Consider the following 18,145-nt stretch of genomic DNA (forward strand, 5'->3'; position numbering starts at 1 on the left):
AAAAATATGATAATGATCTAAAACTTCACATTTAAATTCAGCAAAAAGTTAGTCCCAGCTTGTGGGTAATAAAAGTTTTCTGTAATCCGGTTTCCTCCTGAAAGATAACCATAAGTATAGCCGTTACTTTCATACTTCTTATCTAAAAGATTATTCACTAATAAACCCAGATTTATATTTTTCACACTAGCAAATTTGAAATTATATCCTAAACGTGCATTACTCACCCAATAGCCATTAATAGTTCTATCGTTATTTTGTGTGTTATCCAAATACTGTTTGCTTACATATTTACTTTGCAATGCAATGGCTAAGCCTTTTAACGGCTTATAAACAAATTCACCAAAAAGCACAGCAGCTGGTGAGAAAGAAATATCAGTTAAGGCATATTGATTAACCACTTGCCCACCGTTATCATAATCATCATAATATTCCGTAAAATTTTTGATTTTATTTCTGCTCAAAGCTGCATTTGCGTTCAGGGCGAAAAACTTATTGATGGTATATGAACCATCCAATTCAATACCTAAACGATAACTATTATCTACATTTTGACGAAAATTTCCACCTACATCATTAATTTTTCCTGTAACAACCAGCTGGTTCTTATAAAACATTCCATAAGCATTGGCGCCTAAGTTGAAGCGGCTATTTTTGAAACGATAACCTAACTCGACATCATTCAATCGCTCCGACTTTGGAAAAACACCAACTGCCGCATCTACATAATCATCACGGTTTGGCTCTTTATTGGCCACACTGAATGAGGCATAAACATTGCTTTTCGGGTTGATAAAATAAGTCGCACCGAATTTAGGATTGAAGAAATTCAACTGATCATTGATCGCAAGTGTATTTAACTTATTTTCCGTTCCCGAGATATCATAATAAACCCGGCGGTATTGCAAATCAGCAAATAAACTAAGTTGTTCAACCGGGCTGTAATTTACCTTTCCATAGAGGTTAAAGTCAGTTTTAAAGCCCTCATTATCATAATAGTGTCTGTCGATATTTCCGTTAGATGCATATTGCGCCCAGATAACCTGACCAAAGTGTGCTCCTTTATATTCGTTATAAGCACCTCCAAGCGTGAAGTTTAAATTCTTTTGTGGTACATAATTGAAGGCATAAGTAACCCCATAAAAATCATTATCAAGCCAACGGCGACGGATTAAATCTGTATTGGTAATGGTTGTTGCGCCAGCGATAACCGGGTTTAAGCCATAGTCACTTAGTTTATCATCTGCCCTAAATTCTTCATAATAACCTTCTCCCTGAGTATAATGCAGGGCGCCATTAAATGAAAATTGATCAGAAAGCTGTCTAGCATAAAGCAACTGATAATGATTTTGTTTGTAATTATCAGTTTGGTTATTGTACAAGAAGCTATTATAGGTTCTGCCAGCATTTAGCAAGTTTGCCGCATCTTCCGCATTTAAACCATTTCGTTCTATATAAGCCTGCATTCCAGCAACATCATTGTTTAGTCTTGATTCTGGTATTCCATTCCATGACTGATAAGTTTTTTCTGTACCGGCGAAAACATTTATTCTCAACAAATCCTTATTGCCATGGTATGCGCCAGACATAAAGTAAGATTTCAATAGAGACGCACCTCTGTCAACATATCCATCAGAACTAATTCTTGAAAGTCGGCCATCAAAACTGAAGCGATTATTGATTAATCCTGTTCCTACTTTGACCGTATTTTTCCAGGTATTAAAACTTCCGTAAGTATTATTTATTTCTGCATAAGGTTCTAATTCGCTGGCTGTGGTTTGGATATTTAAACTGGCACCAAAAGCACCGGCACCATTTGTAGAGGTACCTACACCACGCTGAATCTGAATATTATCCACTGAAGAAGCAAAGTCTGGCATGTTGACGTAAAACGTTCCCTGGCTTTCACTGTCATTAATGGGGATCCCGTTAACAGTGACATTGATCCGGCTGTTGTCGCTTCCACGAATCCTGATCCCCGTATAACCAACACCTGCGCCTGCATCAGAATTTACCACTACTCCAGGTGTATTTTGCAGAATGAAAGGTAAATCCTGTCCGAAATTATTTTCTTCGATCTCTGCTTTTGAAACATTTTTATAGGTAGTAGCCGATTTTTCATTTGCCCTTGTGGCCCGAACAATTACCTCATCTGCAAGAAAATTTTGCTGCACTAAACTGAAATTTAAAACTGCATTACCAGAAAGCGAAAAAGCTTTTTCCTGTGTTTTATAACCTACATAACTCACCACCAGGGTATAATTTCCATTGGATAAATTACCCAGTGTGAAATTTCCACTGGCATCACTAAGTACAGCAGTTTTGTGGTTTTTAACTTTAATGGTTGCACCAGGCAGGGCATTTTGATAGTTATCCGTTACTTGCCCGGTAATTGAATTTTGTGCCGATGCCAGGAAAGGTAGCATTGCTACAAGCGCTGCGAAAAGTAAATTTTTCAATGTTTTTGTTTTAGTTAAACCAATCGGAAATAGGGGTACTCCCGATTTCAGTTAAACTTCCATAACTCCAATCCCTACGCCGGCATTATCCGGATCAGGTGTATCTAAGGCTAATGGCTGTAGGGTTTAAGACTGTTGGTTTTACCTCTTGCCTTTTAACCTTCTGCTTTTCACTTCAGAATGGGTATGATCTCAGCCCGTTTTTGTGTTTATAACAAACAAGGCACCCCCAATGATGTCGCAAATGTATAAAAATATGTTAATGATTATTTAATAATGCATGAAATAACATCGTAAAATCACGCTTATTGTTTCTGTCAGCTAAAATTTAAACTATACATTTTGCATTAAATCAAATATTAACGTGGCATAAACTTTAACTTTCTTTGAGGTGGAACTCAGTAACAGGAGCTAATCTTTATATTTGTTGGCCTAATGGAGTGCCCATGAAAACCTTTAAACGAGCCTTAATTTATCTGCTCAGTCTTATTGTTTTATTCTTTGCCAGTTTATTCATCTGGCAACCTTATTTAGCTAGGGTATTATGGTACCGCACACCGGATGCGATGACCTATAAAGCTTTTCCACAGGCAATTATTCATAAAAGCGACACAGTATTTCATTTCTTTCGTGCAGAAAGAATGAGAAAAGATATTGATACCTTACATGTTCAGAATGGAAACCATCAATCCATTCCATTTGCTGAATATTTTAAGAAGGGTAAATTGAATGCCTTTATCATAATTAGAAATGATAGCATCCTATACGAGAAGTATAGCAAAGGATATAGTGATACCACTTTAACTACCGTTTTTTCTGGTGCAAAAAGTATGGTGTCTATTCTTTTAGGTCAGGCAGTGAAAGATGGGGCGATTAAGAGTTTATCTCAAAAGGTAACGGATTATATTCCTGAATTAAAAGTTAATCCGGCCTTTCAAAATATTACATTGAAAAATCTTCTGGATATGAAATCCGGCTTGGAATTTAAAGATGCATTTGGTGGCGTTATTAAAGCCTTCTTCTCTGATGAAGCAAAATACTATTATACACATGATATGAAAGCAGAGCTGATGAAAGTAAAGCTTGTAAATAAGCCTGGAACAGTATGGAAGTATAAAAGTATCGATCCCATTCTGCTGGGTTGGGTAATTGTACATGCAACAGGAAAAACCTTAGCCCAATACACTGAAGAAAAATTGTGGAAGAAAATAGGTGCAGAAAATAATGCTACCTGGGGCTTAGACCATGAGGAAGGCTTAGTTAATACAGCCAGTCGCTTTCAGGTTTCCGCTATTGACTGGGCCAAGGTTGGCCGCTTGTACCTCAATTTTGGGAAGTATAATCATTATCAGGTTGTGCCGGAAGATTGGGTAAAACAGTCGATCAATATAGGGAATGAAAAACCTGCATCAGCGAAAGGTTGGCAAAAATCAGCCCATCATTATTTGTGGTGGATTCCGCAAGCGGGTGAAAGTGGTGATTTCGCGGCGGAAGGAATGCGAGGACAAAGACTTTATGTTGATCCAAAAACCAATACCATTATTGTTCAGTTCGCAGCACAAGGGGCGGGTGATTATCCCTACCGAAAAATTAGTAGGTATTTGGCAGGTTTGACATTTAATTGCCCAGATCTCAACCGCAAAGTTCACGAAGGAAATACGCAAAGGAAAAGAAGCGGATTTTAAGTTAGTTTTATGAATAGTGAGATAAGCATTTTTACTTTGCTTTCTTTGCGTGTTACTTTAAATTCTTTGCGGTTAAATTTTTAAATAGTAGTACATTGCTTAACAATGGAAATCGACGACGTAAAAATCCTGAAAAAGAAACCAATTTTCCCTGTTACACCTGCTTTACAGAAGTATCTACGCAGTTATCAGCGGGAAGCTAAACTACCCATTGGTTATCATGATCTGATGCAGTTTAATGAAGCCTTCCCTTTAATGGATAAGTTTGGAAAAGACTCCCTTTGGGAAGGACCAATTTATGCGCAGGATTTGATTGAGTCTTTACACAATGGCTTGAAAGAAATTTATGCAAATCTTAAGGCATCTGGAAATCTTCGTATCGTAGAACATAAATACATTGATAAAATTGAATATTGTACCTTTGGAAATACCCATCCTTTTCGGATTAGAATTGTCAATCGGTTGAATGATGTTTATGATTATTTCTATATTAAAAAAGCTGATGCCTCCCGTATATATGGTCTGGAAATGGAAGAAATTCTATCACCAAATCAGGTCAATTATCTGGTTGACGGGGATACATTAGTGGAAGAGCATATCGCCGGAATTCCTGGAGATGTGTTTACCAAAGGACAGTTATATACGCCGGGATTTAACCCAACACGTATTGCAAAAGAATTTGTAAAGTTTAATGAACGGTGCTTAATTATGCTTCTTGGAGATATGAGGGCATATAATTTTGTGGTGCAGATTACACCAGATTTTGATGATATTCAGTTTAGAATCAGGGCAATAGATTTTGATCAGCAGTTTTATGAAGGCAATTTAAAAGTGTATTTGCCACAGTTTTTTAAGGAGAACTTACCTTATGTAAAAATGAGTATGGAACAGCTTACTGAAAAAACTGTATTGCAATATCAGCAGGAAGAACGTTCCTCAATTGTTCACCGGGTGAGAAGTGAGCGACACCGCTTAACTGATCTTCGGGATGTTTCGAACAAAGAAGAATTAACTACTCCTGAGAATATTGCCATTTTAAAACAAGGCATGAGTGATTATTTTAAGGATACCAACTATTTGAAATGTAAAAATATGACTGATATTATAGAATTAAATATCAAAAATATTATCAGGCAGGTAAAGCTATAAAACTAAAAACGGCTGGTAAATTTACCAACCGCTTTTGAGTGAATCTAGAAAGAGCGTCTAAAAAAAGTTTAGGCGTGCTGACCCTCATGTACTCCTTCTGCAAACTCTTCCACAATCTTATCATTAAAAGCAGGTAAATCTTTAGGTGTTCTGCTGGTTACCAAACCTTGATCTACAACAACTTCTTCATCGCTCCATAATGCGCCTGCATTAATTAAATCTTTTGAAATGTTTTTTACAGAAGTTAACTTTCTGCCTTCAACCACTTCTGCATTAATTAATGTTTGTGGACCATGGCAGATGGCTGCTACTGGTTTGCCAGCTGCAAAAAATGATTTTACAAAAGCGATAGCATCTTCGTTTACACGTAATTCGTCTGGATTAATCACTCCTCCAGGCAACAATAAGCCGTTATAGTCATCAGCATTTGCTTCTGTAATGGTTTTATCTACATCAACTTCTATTGACCAATGATCTTGATCCCAAGCCTTGATTTTTCCACTTTTTGAGGAGATGATGTGAACGGTTGCTCCCTCTTCTTTTAACCTTTTAACTGGTTCGGTTAATTCAACTTCTTCAAATCCGCTTTCTGAAAGTACAGCAATAGTGCGGTTACTTAATTGTCCCATAATCTTTTCTGTTTTAAATAAGTGATGTATTTAAGACAACAGTGAGGGAAATTTTGTTTTTAGAAATTTAAGATTAGATGCTTTTCGTATAGTGATGTGCTGAGGCTATTGAAGCGAATTTTTCTTTACCATGTAAGACATTGAAAAGAATGTAAGAAAAACCTATATTTTGATTGAATCTTAAAATTTGTTCATACACTTAGCTTATATGAGCCTTATATTTCTTACCTGGTCAATTACAAAAAGCGGAGCATTGTATTTTTACCATATAAGGCATTGAAGAGAATGTAAGGAAAACTTATATTTTGATTGAATCTTAAAATTTGTTCATACACTTAGCTTATATGAGCCTTATATTTCTTACCTGGTCAATTACAAAAAGCGGAGCATCGCATTTTTACTATGTAAGACATTGAAGAGAATATAAGTAAAACCTATATTTTGATTGAATCTTAAAATTTGTTCATACACTTAGCTTATATGAGCCTTATATTTCTTACCTGGTCAATTACAAAAAGCGGAGCATTGCATTTTTACCATGTAAGACATTGAAGAGAATGTAAGGAAATCTATTTTTTTAATTCCCTCCTATTGTTAAAAAAATATCAATAATAATTAATTTAAATATTTACTATATCGTAATAAAAGGCTAGTATTAGTCATTTGTTCGTCTGTGTTTTATAAAGTAAATTGCTAAATTCCCTGCGATGAAAATATGATTTAAAACGTTTGGAATTAATCCATAATATTTTGTAAAAATTTCAAATCGTTCCTTCAGGCTTTCACGATGTTTTTTCTTGCTCATGCCACCAACAAGGTATTTGGCCACATAACGGTGTACATTAACAATATTTGATGCCTTCTTTGCTGATTTAATGATCCAGTCGATATCAGAACTATACTTATATTTCAAATCATAAGGTTCAGTGATGCTTCTTCGCACATAAATGGCCTGATGACTGATATTCATTCCGAATTGAAAACTTTTCCAGTTAAAAATTTCTGGTGCTTCGTGACGTCTGCGTCCTAAACTTTCCCAGTTATCATTGAACATTTCGGTTTCACCATAATAAATATCGGCACCAGGAGATGAATCAAAAACATCTTCTACGGTTTGCTCGTCGTAAATTTCATCACCAGAATTCATAAATAAGATATAATCGCCAGTTGCAAGGGCTAAGCCTTTGTTCATGGCATCATAAATTCCTTTGTCTGGTTCTGATATAATTCTCGAAATCCGCTCTTTATATTTCGCTATAACCGCTAATGTACCATCTGTTGATTTTCCATCAACTATAATGTATTCAATGTTTTTATAGGTTTGCTTTAATACAGAATTGATGGTGCGTTCAATATCCCGCACGTTATTATATACAATGGTTATTACTGTTAATTTAGGCATGCTGATCCATTGATTTTAAGGGTTCGGGCATTGGGTAAAACATTTCGCATCTACAATGAACTGATAGCACTGAGCAAAATCTCTAATTTTAATGCTTTCATGTTATTGTGGTGGTTATTGGCTAGTTCCATAATTTACTTCGGTTGTAAATCTATCAGTGTTTCATACAAATGGATATGTTCAGCAGCAATAACCTCTTCCGAAAAATGAGTCAGGATACTAAGTCTGGCTGCTTTTTGAAGCTCTTCTTTATTTGGGCGATGATATAACCATTCCATTCCATTAGCTAAATCTTCAGCATCTTCATAAACAGCCAGGTAGCCATTTTGCATATGCTTTACCATATCTGGGATCCCACCTGTGGTAAAAGCAATTACGGGGGTGGCGCAGGCTAAACTTTCCATTACCGTATTAGGTAAATTATCTTCAAGCGAAGGGGTGATAAAAGCATCGGCAGCCGAATAACATTTAGCCAAATGATCATCATTATTGATCGTGCCTAAAAACGTGGTTTTAAAGGGGAACTCCGGGATTTCTGCATTGTCTTTATTCCCAAATATCACCAGCTCAAAGTTTTCTTTTTTGATGCCGGGGCGACGTGATAAAATCTCTAAGGCTTCTATTAAATAAGGCGTGCCTTTGTGTTTATCATTTTTTGAAGGCATGAAACCACTCATCAGGACAAATTTTTGCGGATTGATTTTTAAAATTTTCTTCGCTTCAGATTTGAGATAAGGTTTAAAAACATGTGTTTCTATCGTATTTGGAATAACGGCAATTTCTCTTGTGGCTAATAAACTGCTGAATTTTACTGATTTAGCCATCCAATTGCTTGGTGCTACGATATGGAAATTCAACTTCCTATAGGCGTTTTGTTTACGCAACCAGGTTTTGTGAGACAGATCATTCTGGTTGCTTATTTTCAAAATCGGACAATTGCCACATTGCTGGTGAAAGTTTTCGCATCCATATCGAACATGGCAGCCACCTGTAAATGCATTGCTATCATGAAAAGTCCATACTATGGGTTTCTCTAGTTCATCCAGTTCAGCTAGAAATTTGGGTGTAAGAAAACCATGATTAACCCAATGGAGGTGAATAATATCAGCGCTTTTCACCTTTGGATGATTTTTAATCGACCGACCAAACCATTGTAAGCTAAAGGGTGTTTTAACCGATTTGCTTAACCATTTTGCATAATATCTTTCAGAAATGATGTTATAAACTGCCTTGGCTTTTTGGATAGCAGAAACAGAAAATGTATTTATTTTCGGGTTCTGGCCAAATTTGTAATAGACTAAAACCTCCGAATCAATGCCGCTTGCTTGTAGTGCATCACTCAGACGTAAACAGGCTCTTCCTGCTCCGCCATTTCCATCGTAGGTATTTAGGTGTAGAACTTTCAAATCGATCAAAAATACATTTTATTGTTTATGAATATAAAATCTGTAAGCAATTTCATCTTTATATTTTTATTGCACTTTAATTGAAAGATAATGACTCTTTTAACGTGCTTGTGCAATTGTTTTTTTGCTGACTTGTCAGTTATATATACAAAATCAATTACATTGATTCATATCCTTTAACGCCTTATGTGCGAACAATAGTATTCAGGTAAAATAGCAATATCTGGAAAGTTGCGATAGAAATATCGAGGGATTTGAATAGATTAATATTATACTGCTGAATTGTTTTATTGCCTACAAATGTTAGATAACAATTAAGCAATAATCAACTTGGCAATACTAGCTATAGATTTTACTGTTCTTTTTCCGTTTCTTTGGCGTGGAATTATTTAAAATATGGCAAATTTATTAACTGACAGGGCTTTTTGGGTAAATTATTGGGAAAGTAAAAAAGGGCTTGCGGTACAGCTACCTGAAAATTATTTATTTCATCGCCAATTGACAGAAATTATTGAGGAAAACAAAGTGTCAACAGCCATTGAACTGGGAGGCTTTCCAGGTTATTATGCTGTATTTTTAAAGAAATATTTGAAATTGGAAGTTACGCTTTTAGATTATTTCGTTCATCCGCCTGTAGTTAATGAGCTGTTGAAAAAAAATGGTTTAGCAGAAAAGGATATTCAGGTTATTGAAACAGATTTATTTAGTTACCATCCCGAAAAACAATATGATCTGGTTTTAAGCTGCGGTTTAATTGAGCATTTCAATGATACGGCTGATATCATTAATCGTCATATCAATTTTGTTAAACCTGGCGGAACACTGTTTATTACTTTGCCAAACTTTAATGCCGTGAATGGCTGGTTCCAAAAAAACTTCGATAAGGAAAACTATGATAAACACAATATCAATAGTATGAACCCCCAGTTACTTAAATCGATTTGTGAAAAAGCGGGCTTAAAAGAAGTTGAATCAGGTTATTTCGGTCGTTTTAGTGTATGGCTTGAAAATGAAAATCAGAAACCAGCCACGGTAAGGTTGTTCAAAAAAGCAGTTTGGTTAACGGGTAAAATATTTACTAAGATTATTCCTTTCGAGAGCAAAAGTCTATCTCCCTATATTATTCTTCAAGCCAAAAAGGAACTATAAAGCCTTCTTATATAACCCTATTTCGCTTAAGGTAATACAGACTGGAGACTTCGTAATATTGATTCTCACTTTGTTTGTACTAACAGGTTGATCGAGTTTAATTAATCGCTTTGCGCCAATACTGGTGCCGTCAAAAATTTTCTTCCAGCGGTTGTTTTCAAAAATTTCAATATTGTAAGCTTCAATCCTTTGTCCTAGTGGAATAAATTCTTGCATACTAATGATGTCGAAAGTTTGTTTAGCTTTTAAGTCCAACGCTAAACTTGCCGTATGAATATTATCACTTGTAGCCCAATAACTTTGTTTATTTCCATCAATAAGAAGGGATTGGTTGAATTTTTTTCCGCGTACATTGCTTGCTTTAATACTTGCATTTTTAGCCAGATTAGTAGCAAATGTATTTCTAACCATATCTCCAAATTCTTTTAGAGCAGCAACATCGTCATCATGTAATTGGCCTCTGGGATCTGGCGCCAAGCCTAAATCTAAACCTGCACCACGGCCGACACTTTTCAAATATAAATCGAATAGCATTTCTGGTGTTTTTGGCTTTTCTTTAGGATGATAAAACCATCCCTGACGTAAGGGAACATCACATTCGGCAGGCATCCAGAACTTACCATTTCTAATTCCTTCCGGACTTTGTGGATAATTTGCTTGTCCTGGAACAGCTTCATTTTTTCCATCGGGTGCCATTGGCGTAAAAGTTGCCCAACTGGTTTCTGCGGCATGACCATCTTCATTTCCAACCCAACGAACATCTAAACCTATATCGCTGAAAATATTAGCCATAGGTTGCATTTTTCTGGTAATGCCCCAAGTATTTTTCCAGTCATAATAGGTGGTATTATCAATAGATCTTTTCTCTCGGGCGCCTCCATAAAAGCCATCGCCGCCGTTTGCGCCGTCATGCCAGCTCATAAAAATCTCTCCGTAATTAGCGTACAATTCTTTCAGCTGTGATTGATAAATAGCTAAATATTTGTCGGTTCCATATAGCGCATTATTCCTATCCCAAGGTGAACAGTAAACGCCAAATTTCAATCCGTTTTTACGCACAGCCTGCTCTATTTCTTTAACTAAATTTCCCTTGCCATTTCTAAACGGACTTTTAGTAATGTTGTAATCTGTTGTTTGTGTAGGCCAAAGTGCAAAGCCATCATGATGCTTTGCTACTAAAACAATACCCTTTAATCCACCGGCCTTTGCGGCTTTAATAATCTGCGTTGCATTAAAATCTGTTGGATTAAAAATTTTAGGATCGGCATCTCCATAGCCCCATTCCTTATTTTCAAAAGTAGTAGGCGTAAAATGCATTATGCCATAAATTTCTACATCATGCCACGCCAGTTGCCTTTGTGATGGTAAAGCGCCGTAAGGTTTTGGTGGATTTTGAGCGAAAGTATTTAACGAGACAAGTAAAAGTATGGATAAAAGTAACCTCATGATGTATAGTTTGATTCATCCAAAATACAAAGAAATATTTTGTTAACGGGAAAAATATTGAGCTAACTTCTCTTTCATAAATCGTTTTACCCTGATCATTAAATTTCCTTTTCTGTTCGCTAAAAAACTTTTAATGGTTTGGTAGGCTTTTTTATCTTCTTGAATAAGATCTGGAAATTCCGTTATGGGTTTAGGATTGATCACCACATTATAGATATCATTGATGCCTGAATGTACACCGGTACCATCATGCCCGATATTATTAACCAGTGATTGTGATGGGTTTAATGTTAAACCATTCTTTAAAAAAATGGAAGCATACCATCGAATGGCCCAACTGTTATTTTTGCCTTTTTTAAACTCCTGCATTTGCTTCCAAAAGTTCATTGTGTTATCAATAGAAAAAGCGGCTTTTTTTTGATGATCGAACTTACTGATAAGCGTATCAATGTCTGGTTCAAAATTTTTCCAGGCATGCTCCCAAGTGGCCCATCCCCAGCTGGTTGCTGCCCTGAAAAAAAAGGACTGTGGAAGGTCATTAGCTTTTAAAGGATACATGTAAGCCCCGATATGCATTACCTTTTCTACATTGCGGTAACGATTTAAGGCCTCATTGAAGTAGGTAAGTGTATGCGGAGAGGTTACTAAATCATCTTCAAAAACGATAACTTGTCCGTAATCGGTAATTAATTTAGTTACGCCTGCAATAACGGAGTTGGCTAAGCCTGAGTTTTCTTGTTTTTCAAAAATCTTAACCGATTTAAAGCCGTCAATCTTTTTTATAATAGACCGTACTTCTGCTACTTTTTCTCCATCTAGAGCATTTTTTGCTCCGTCTGAAAAGATGAATAATCTGCTCTCAATGGCAAGTTCATTTTGTTGCAAAAACTTTATTGTCCGTTCGGTATGCTGTGGACGATTGTAAACAAAAAGGGCTATTGGGGCGAGATTTTGCATGTTTCGATTTTATTCGTTACCAATATCAATCATTTCAACGGCAACCTTTATCCGATTTAAATATCTCATCGGCTGGATGCAAAAATATATTAATAAATTGATTCATATGTTTCATTTACATATGTTTTTTGTCCTTCACTAAAGATATGTGTACAATTGAAGTTTATCATCAGTCCGATTGGGGATGATAATAGTTTCATATAAGTTAAAAGTTGTGCTACATGAATGGGGGCTACATGGTCTACAGATTTGAGTTCAACAACTAAAACATTTTCAATAAGCAGATCGCATTTTAATTGCGCATCTATCTCAAATCCTTTGTAATCAATTGGAATAACCAATTCTGATTTAAAATTTATATTTCTTAATTTCAGTTCATGAATCATACATTTATGATAAGTACATTCCAATAAGCCTGGTCCTAATGTTTTGTGCACTTCAATGGCTGCTCCATTTACTTTGTAGACTAAATCCTTTAAATAGTTTCTGGTTAACAACATTCCTTTTTGATTAAATTAATAAGGGATGTACTTTTTAAAGAGATGATTTATAGTTCAATATATAGATTATTTTCTTATTGGATGAGATTTTAGAAAACATAAGTTTATGCTTTATGTAAAATATAATTCAGGTTAGTCGTTTTCCCAAACAGCTTATATTCTTACATTTCCTTCAATGCCTTATATAGCAAAAATGTGATGCTTTATTTTATTGACCATATATGGAATATAAAGTTCATGTAAGGAAAGTGTCCAAACAAATCTTAAGCTGGGATCAAAATAAAGTTATTCTTATATTCCTTCAATTTCTTATGTGGTAAACAAAATGCGATGCTCCACTTTGTGTTATTTACCATATAAAGAATATAAGGTTCATGTAAGGAAAGTGTCCAGAAAATCTTAAGTTAGGATCAAAACAAAGTATTCTTATATTTCCTTCAATGTCTTCTGTGGTAATGCAAAATGTGATGTTCCACTTATATTATCGACTATATAAGGAATATAAGGCTCATATAAGTTAAGCGTATGAACAAATTTAGCTGTAATCAGATTACGGGTATTATTATTTCTTCGATGCCTTATATGGTAAAAAAGGAATAATCCACATAAGATTTGAATTCTAAAATATATGCAAATTTAGATCTGACTTTTTTGTTAAAACAGTGTATGCATTGGCAAATTGTTCTTGCTTTTTCCTTCCAAACAAATTGCCTAATGTTTTTTTGATCCTGTATTCCAGTTCAATCTTCAGTTTTTTTGTAAACGTTTTTGGTGTTTTTCTATTGATGAATTCGTTAAATTTAACAGTTTCAGGTGCAGTCATGGAAACCTTATCTTCCAGGATTTCCAGCCCTTCACTTTGTAATAAAAACCTAAGAGATGTTGGTGTGTACATATTGATGTGGCCGTAATCCAGAAAGTGTTTCATTCTCATATCGACGCCAAAGCGATAATCTTTTGGCACTTCAACCACAATATACTTGGCTACCCGTTTTAACTCACGCAATAGTATCCTCTCATGCTCTACATGTTCTAAAACGTGAGCCAGGATAATCAGATCAAAAGTATCCTCTGCATAAGGGATTTTATAGCCATCGAAAGTTTGTGCTTCTTTAAGATTAACCAATTTTCGATTCTTAATAATATTGACACCACTTTGTGCAATCTCCAAAGCGTAAAGCTCGGGTGCGAAGTTCCATTCATTTAGAAAATGCAGAATACTTCCATCTCCAGCGCCCACTTCGAGTACTTTTTTTGGCTTGATGTTTTTACAAACATCCACAATATTTTGTGCCTTATATTTAGCACCAAGCATGCGCCAGGCGACATCACTATTGGTGTAAAAATTGTCGTAAGCTGTTTTAACTTCCTCGCTTAACATATATAATGATATTAGATACTTAAACAGTTACTTGCTTTGTAAAAAACTGAAGTTGCTTTTTCATAAAAAAGTCCGGGAGAAATTCCACTAAAACTAATTTCTTTAAAGCCATTTTCTTTCAGCAATACACGGGCTGGCTGGTAGACTTCGCGCTCGCTGTCATCCAGGATAATGACACCATCAGGTGATAATGCTTCCAAACTATATTTACAGCAATTCACACGGTCACGTCCATCAACAATAATGATGTCAAACTTATTATCCAGCAACGTTGCTTTTCTGGCATATTCTCCATCACGATGCAATTCGCAGAAAATCATTTCAGCATTAGCAGGGCTGGTGCCTTTCACTTTATCAAACCAACCTTTGTCATGCTCTACAGAAGTTACTTTTCCAGCTCTTTCTGCGTAAAAAATAGTTGAGCTTCCAGAGCCATATTCAAAAATATGTTGGGTTTTCGTTATTCTTTCCTTAATAAAATCGATGAATGAGTAGGTTACCCAGGGTAAGGCCTTGCCTCTGCCGTCAACGGCTTGTTTCTGATCAAAGGCCGTAAACCAGCCAGTGCTGTTTAAGTAACCTTTATGTCCGTATGATAGTAATGCTTTCAGCCTATTTGGCTTTGCAATTAGTGTTGCTAGTGCTTTTAAAGTGCTCAACGTTTAAATATTTTTTGAAATGCGGTGATCAAAAATAATGATTTTAACATCATTATACCCTGATGGCGGGTTTTAGGAATTAATATAATAAAAAAGGTTGCTGTAAAATAGGCTACTAATGTTGCTAGTGCAGCACCCATGATTCCGTATTTAGGAATCCATACGATATTTAATGCAATATTGATTAATGCACCCATACCAGTTCGAATCATTGATAATTTAGTATAACCTTCTGCAATAAGATACTGACCGCTTGCACTGCCTAGAAAAACGAATACGCCAGCCCAAACATGAACGGTTAATACATGAGCACCATCCCAAAACTCGGGTTTATATACTAAATGATAAATAATTGGAGAGGCAAATGTCATAAATATCGCTACACTTAAACTCAGCCAAACCATAATGTCATACATGTTTTGAAGACGTCTTTGATATCGTTGTGGATCATCTCTTTTGGCATTCATAATTGCTGGAAATACGGATGTAACAATAGCTACCGGAATAAAATACCAGCTTTCACTAAGTTGTACAACTGTTGAGTATATACCCAATGATCCTGTACCGAGATAATTTTCTACCATTAGCTGATCTATTTTCATATAAATAGAAACAAGAACAGCAGATAAGGCTAAAGGCCAAGAGTGTTTAAGTAAATATTTAGCTAAAGATGAATCAAAAACCCATTTAAAAATACTTCCCACCTTTATTTTATAAAAGTAGATATATCCGAAAGCAAGAATAATTGTATCTAATAAAAGCCCTAAAACAAACCATTCTATACTTAACTTAAGAAAGATAAATACTAATTTAATTAATGCAGAAAATATGTTTCCAAAAACCTGAACCCGCATTACATATTTTGCCTGAACTTTTGATTGGAAGTAACTATCAGTGATATAGAATGCCTGTGTAATTCCAGTTAAACCAACAATTAAAATAAAAGATAGTGGCGTTTCAATAGGCTTCTGTGCACTCCATAACTCATATGCAAAATAAATAAGTGGAATAATTGCAATACCACCAATGAGCTTAAGACAGAATGAGGTGCCAAGTAAACGATCTCTGTTTTCGGGTGTTCGTAGCAGCTCGCGGGTAGTAAAACCATCCAGACCTAATGCTGCTGCCGCAATAAAAAAAGTGGTGAAAGCCGTTGGATAATTTAATATTCCGTTTAATTCTTTTCCAAGATAATTAGTAATGGCAAAGCCGACCAGAATTTTAATAACTAAACTTCCAACTCGGGCTAACATTAACCAACCCGTATTTTTCAGATACTTGTTAAACGCCTCTTCATCAAAACCTTTTATGCTAGGTAATTTCATTAGCGCAAAGATGTAAAAAAAAGTGTTAACTAAGTAAGTGGTGCACCAACTGCGATATCACATCTGTGGCCGGGATCGCCATGTTTTGGATTAAGTTTGGCTTCACTCTGGCCAGCTTCCATGATTTTGCTTTCAATTGGTTGAACATCAGGAGTTTTTACATTTTTCGGAAGTTGAACTATTTTTGAATTTAAAGGTGCACCAACTGCAATATCACATCTGTGGTTGGGTTGCCCATGTGGAGGATTCATGCCTTTGGCTACTTTTACAGAGGCTGCCTGGCTTATTGCTGAAGGAGTACTTGCCGTTTTTGCAATTGCTGCAGGTTTAGAGTCTAATGGTGCGCCAACTGCAATATCGCATCGGTGACCTGGTTCACCATGTTTGGGATTTAATTTCTTACCAGATGTATTTACAGATATAGGTGTAGTTACAGATGATGCGTTGGTGATGTTTTTTTGAGGTTGGGTTGCTGCAGATTGTTGAAGAGGTGCACCTACGGCAAGGGCACAGGTATGGCCAGGTTTGCCATGAGCTGGATTGTAGATTAAATTAGTTTTGGCAGACTGCACCACAGGCGAAGAAACATTTTTTTGAAGGCCTTCCAGGCCACTAGGTGTTTGAACAATGGTTTGATTACTTTCTTTTTTCTTATTGCTGCATGAGCAAAAAACAATAATCACTGATAGATAAACAAAGTTCTTCATTGTGAGCGGTTTATGGTTTATCAAATATGCTAAAATATCCTAACCTTTAAAACTCTTTTCAATTCGTTCAAGTTGTTTGAGGTGATGTTTAAGGTGTATTTCTATAAACCTCAGCCATTGTTTGGCATTTAAGTAGCCCAAACGTGGATGTTTGGTTTTTAGCTGTAAATCTGCAGTGGCTATTTTGGGATAATATTTTTCCAAGGCAGTCTCAAATTCAATAATAAAATCCAAAGCCTCAGGTTTATTAATTTTCTTTACCCTACCTGCCAATCTTTTAGGTACTTTATATTTTTTTGCTGGCGGAAGTGAGCCTAGAAGCAGAATTAATTTTACTATAAAATGTGTAGGTTCCTTTTCTCCTTTTCCAGTGATGCTATCATCTAAAGAAATTAAAGAAAGCAGACTGGCATCAAAAATATGAGCATATACTTCACTATAACTCCAGCCGCCTATAGGTGGGGTAAGCTGAAAAATATCATCAGCATAAAAAGATAATTTAGATTTATAGGAGCCAATAATATGCTTTAAAGAAACCCTGACTTTTGCTGTATTCATATCTCAATATACGTATAATAGGCCTAAAATAGATTGATTAGATCTTTTAGATGCTTAATTTCTTTCTTTACATCTTCAGGCTTTTCCTTCGATAAAGGATTAAAAAAGATGGCTTCCATGCCAAAATTTAAGGCACCATAAATATCAGCTTCTATACTGTCGCCAATCATAATACTTTCCTCTTTTTGAGCTGTAGCCCTTTCCAAAGCATATTCGAAAATGCGTGGATTTGGTTTGTTTACGCCAACATCTTCAGAAATAATAACATTTTCGAAGTAAGGATTCAAGTTGGAAAGCTCCATCTTGGTCAGCGTCGTTTCTTTAAAGCCGTTCGATATGATATGTAGCGTATACTTCTCTTTTAGGTAAGTTAAAACGTCTGCTGCACCATCAAATAAATTGGTTTTTGTAGGTGAAATATTAACATAATCTTCTTCAAATTGATGAGGCACCACATCTGGGCTGATTCCCAACTGGATAAAAGTTTTATTAAAACGCTCGGCCCTTAGAAAATCTTTAGTGATTTTTCCCAAATGATAATCTGCCCAAAGTTTATGGTTGTTTTCGGTATAGGTAAGGATAAAATCAGCACAGGAACTTAGACCTAAACCCTTTAAATTGTAGGTATTGTAAAGTTCACTAAGTGTTTCTTCTGCATTGCGATCAAAATCCCAAATGGTGTGATCTAGGTCGAAAAAGATATGTTTTTTGTTATGAAGCATAATTATCGATA

16 protein-coding genes are annotated in these 18,145 nt (G+C 35.7%); 3 read left to right on the plus strand and 13 right to left on the minus strand.

Annotated features, from left to right (window positions below; genetic code table 11):
* Window positions 1-17 precede the first annotated feature (17 nt).
* On the minus strand, window positions 18-2,459 hold the full coding sequence (locus EV200_RS09750) for a TonB-dependent receptor (protein WP_308424147.1): 2,442 nt from the start codon (window positions 2,457-2,459) through the stop codon (window positions 18-20).
* A 446-nt stretch (window positions 2,460-2,905) separates the two neighbouring features.
* Here EV200_RS09750 and EV200_RS09755 point away from each other — a divergent pair, with 446 nt between their 5' ends.
* Together EV200_RS09755 and EV200_RS09760 are read left to right on the plus strand one after the other, a co-directional pair.
* Complete coding sequence (locus EV200_RS09755; RefSeq protein ID WP_132531720.1) at window positions 2,906-4,144, plus strand: serine hydrolase domain-containing protein; 1,239 nt, start codon at window positions 2,906-2,908, stop codon at window positions 4,142-4,144.
* A gap of 105 nt (window positions 4,145-4,249) precedes the next feature.
* A complete protein-coding gene (locus EV200_RS09760) occupies window positions 4,250-5,293 on the plus strand; it encodes a hypothetical protein (RefSeq protein ID WP_132531723.1) in 1,044 nt (347 codons plus the stop codon).
* Window positions 5,294-5,361: 68 nt separating this feature from the next.
* On the opposite strand, the gene EV200_RS09765 is transcribed toward EV200_RS09760, so the two are convergent.
* The 3 genes from EV200_RS09765 to EV200_RS09775 all read right to left on the minus strand — a co-directional run bounded on the left by EV200_RS09765 (window position 5,362) and on the right by EV200_RS09775 (window position 8,730).
* Complete coding sequence (locus EV200_RS09765; RefSeq protein WP_132531726.1) at window positions 5,362-5,922, minus strand: type 1 glutamine amidotransferase domain-containing protein; 561 nt, start codon at window positions 5,920-5,922, stop codon at window positions 5,362-5,364.
* A 655-nt stretch (window positions 5,923-6,577) separates the two neighbouring features.
* Window positions 6,578-7,324: a glycosyltransferase family 2 protein gene (locus tag EV200_RS09770; protein ID WP_132531729.1), complete on the minus strand. Its 747-nt coding sequence runs from the start codon at window positions 7,322-7,324 to the stop codon at window positions 6,578-6,580.
* Window positions 7,325-7,458: 134 nt separating this feature from the next.
* The gene (locus tag EV200_RS09775; RefSeq protein ID WP_229676819.1) at window positions 7,459-8,730 is read right to left on the minus strand and encodes a glycosyltransferase family 4 protein; all 1,272 of its coding nucleotides are present in this window, start codon (window positions 8,728-8,730) and stop codon (window positions 7,459-7,461) included.
* A gap of 396 nt (window positions 8,731-9,126) precedes the next feature.
* On the opposite strand from EV200_RS09775, the gene EV200_RS09780 reads away from it, so the two are divergent.
* Window positions 9,127-9,879 carry a class I SAM-dependent methyltransferase gene (locus tag EV200_RS09780; protein WP_132531735.1) on the plus strand — a complete coding sequence of 251 codons (753 nt, stop codon included), beginning with the start codon at window positions 9,127-9,129 and terminating at the stop codon, window positions 9,877-9,879.
* Here EV200_RS09780 and EV200_RS09785 read toward each other — a convergent pair.
* From EV200_RS09785 to EV200_RS09825, 9 genes are all read right to left on the minus strand, one after another.
* Window positions 9,874-11,325, minus strand: a complete 1,452-nt coding sequence (locus EV200_RS09785; protein ID WP_132531738.1) for an alpha-L-fucosidase — start codon at window positions 11,323-11,325, stop codon at window positions 9,874-9,876. The genes EV200_RS09780 and EV200_RS09785 overlap by 6 nt on opposite strands.
* A 42-nt stretch (window positions 11,326-11,367) precedes the next feature.
* Entirely contained in the window at window positions 11,368-12,282 is a 915-nt protein-coding gene (locus tag EV200_RS09790) for a glycosyltransferase family protein (RefSeq protein ID WP_132531741.1), read from the minus strand.
* A gap of 89 nt (window positions 12,283-12,371) precedes the next feature.
* On the minus strand, window positions 12,372-12,782 hold the full coding sequence (locus EV200_RS09795) for a GxxExxY protein (RefSeq protein ID WP_132531744.1): 411 nt from the start codon (window positions 12,780-12,782) through the stop codon (window positions 12,372-12,374).
* A 619-nt stretch (window positions 12,783-13,401) separates the two neighbouring features.
* Window positions 13,402-14,163 (minus strand): class I SAM-dependent methyltransferase, encoded by a 762-nt coding sequence (locus EV200_RS09800; protein ID WP_132531747.1) that lies wholly within the window; start codon window positions 14,161-14,163, stop codon window positions 13,402-13,404.
* An 11-nt stretch (window positions 14,164-14,174) separates the two neighbouring features.
* The gene (locus tag EV200_RS09805; protein ID WP_132531750.1) at window positions 14,175-14,822 is read right to left on the minus strand and encodes an O-methyltransferase; all 648 of its coding nucleotides are present in this window, start codon (window positions 14,820-14,822) and stop codon (window positions 14,175-14,177) included.
* Entirely contained in the window at window positions 14,819-16,147 is a 1,329-nt protein-coding gene (locus EV200_RS09810; protein WP_132531753.1) for a flippase, read from the minus strand. Before EV200_RS09810 ends, EV200_RS09805 begins: the two co-directional genes overlap by 4 nt.
* A 29-nt stretch (window positions 16,148-16,176) precedes the next feature.
* Window positions 16,177-16,854, minus strand: a complete 678-nt coding sequence (locus EV200_RS09815) for a hypothetical protein (protein WP_132531756.1) — start codon at window positions 16,852-16,854, stop codon at window positions 16,177-16,179.
* A gap of 39 nt (window positions 16,855-16,893) precedes the next feature.
* On the minus strand, window positions 16,894-17,412 hold the full coding sequence (locus tag EV200_RS09820; RefSeq protein ID WP_132531759.1) for a DinB family protein: 519 nt from the start codon (window positions 17,410-17,412) through the stop codon (window positions 16,894-16,896).
* Window positions 17,413-17,435: 23 nt separating this feature from the next.
* Entirely contained in the window at window positions 17,436-18,134 is a 699-nt protein-coding gene (locus EV200_RS09825) for a YjjG family noncanonical pyrimidine nucleotidase (protein ID WP_132531762.1), read from the minus strand.
* Window positions 18,135-18,145 lie beyond the last annotated feature (11 nt).

Source organism: Pedobacter psychrotolerans (genome assembly GCF_004340665.1).
In the GTDB taxonomy this organism is placed as follows: Bacteria; Bacteroidota; Bacteroidia; order Sphingobacteriales; family Sphingobacteriaceae; genus Pedobacter; species Pedobacter psychrotolerans.

Excerpts from the sequence above, each read along its gene's own strand:
- EV200_RS09755 (WP_132531720.1), top strand. The coding sequence starts at position 2,906 with ATGAAAACCTTTAAACGAGCCTTAATTTATCTGCTCAGTCTTATTGTT.
- EV200_RS09760 (WP_132531723.1), top strand. The coding sequence starts at position 4,250 with ATGGAAATCGACGACGTAAAAATCCTGAAAAAGAAACCAATTTTCCCT.
- EV200_RS09765 (WP_132531726.1), bottom strand. The coding sequence starts at position 5,922 with ATGGGACAATTAAGTAACCGCACTATTGCTGTACTTTCAGAAAGCGGA.
- EV200_RS09770 (WP_132531729.1), bottom strand. The coding sequence starts at position 7,324 with ATGCCTAAATTAACAGTAATAACCATTGTATATAATAACGTGCGGGAT.
- EV200_RS09780 (WP_132531735.1), top strand. The coding sequence starts at position 9,127 with ATGGCAAATTTATTAACTGACAGGGCTTTTTGGGTAAATTATTGGGAA.
- EV200_RS09785 (WP_132531738.1), bottom strand. The coding sequence starts at position 11,325 with ATGAGGTTACTTTTATCCATACTTTTACTTGTCTCGTTAAATACTTTC.
- EV200_RS09790 (WP_132531741.1), bottom strand. The coding sequence starts at position 12,282 with ATGCAAAATCTCGCCCCAATAGCCCTTTTTGTTTACAATCGTCCACAG.
- EV200_RS09795 (WP_132531744.1), bottom strand. The coding sequence starts at position 12,782 with ATGTTGTTAACCAGAAACTATTTAAAGGATTTAGTCTACAAAGTAAAT.
- EV200_RS09800 (WP_132531747.1), bottom strand. The coding sequence starts at position 14,163 with ATGTTAAGCGAGGAAGTTAAAACAGCTTACGACAATTTTTACACCAAT.
- EV200_RS09810 (WP_132531753.1), bottom strand. The coding sequence starts at position 16,147 with ATGAAATTACCTAGCATAAAAGGTTTTGATGAAGAGGCGTTTAACAAG.
- EV200_RS09815 (WP_132531756.1), bottom strand. The coding sequence starts at position 16,854 with ATGAAGAACTTTGTTTATCTATCAGTGATTATTGTTTTTTGCTCATGC.
- EV200_RS09820 (WP_132531759.1), bottom strand. The coding sequence starts at position 17,412 with ATGAATACAGCAAAAGTCAGGGTTTCTTTAAAGCATATTATTGGCTCC.
- EV200_RS09825 (WP_132531762.1), bottom strand. The coding sequence starts at position 18,134 with ATGCTTCATAACAAAAAACATATCTTTTTCGACCTAGATCACACCATT.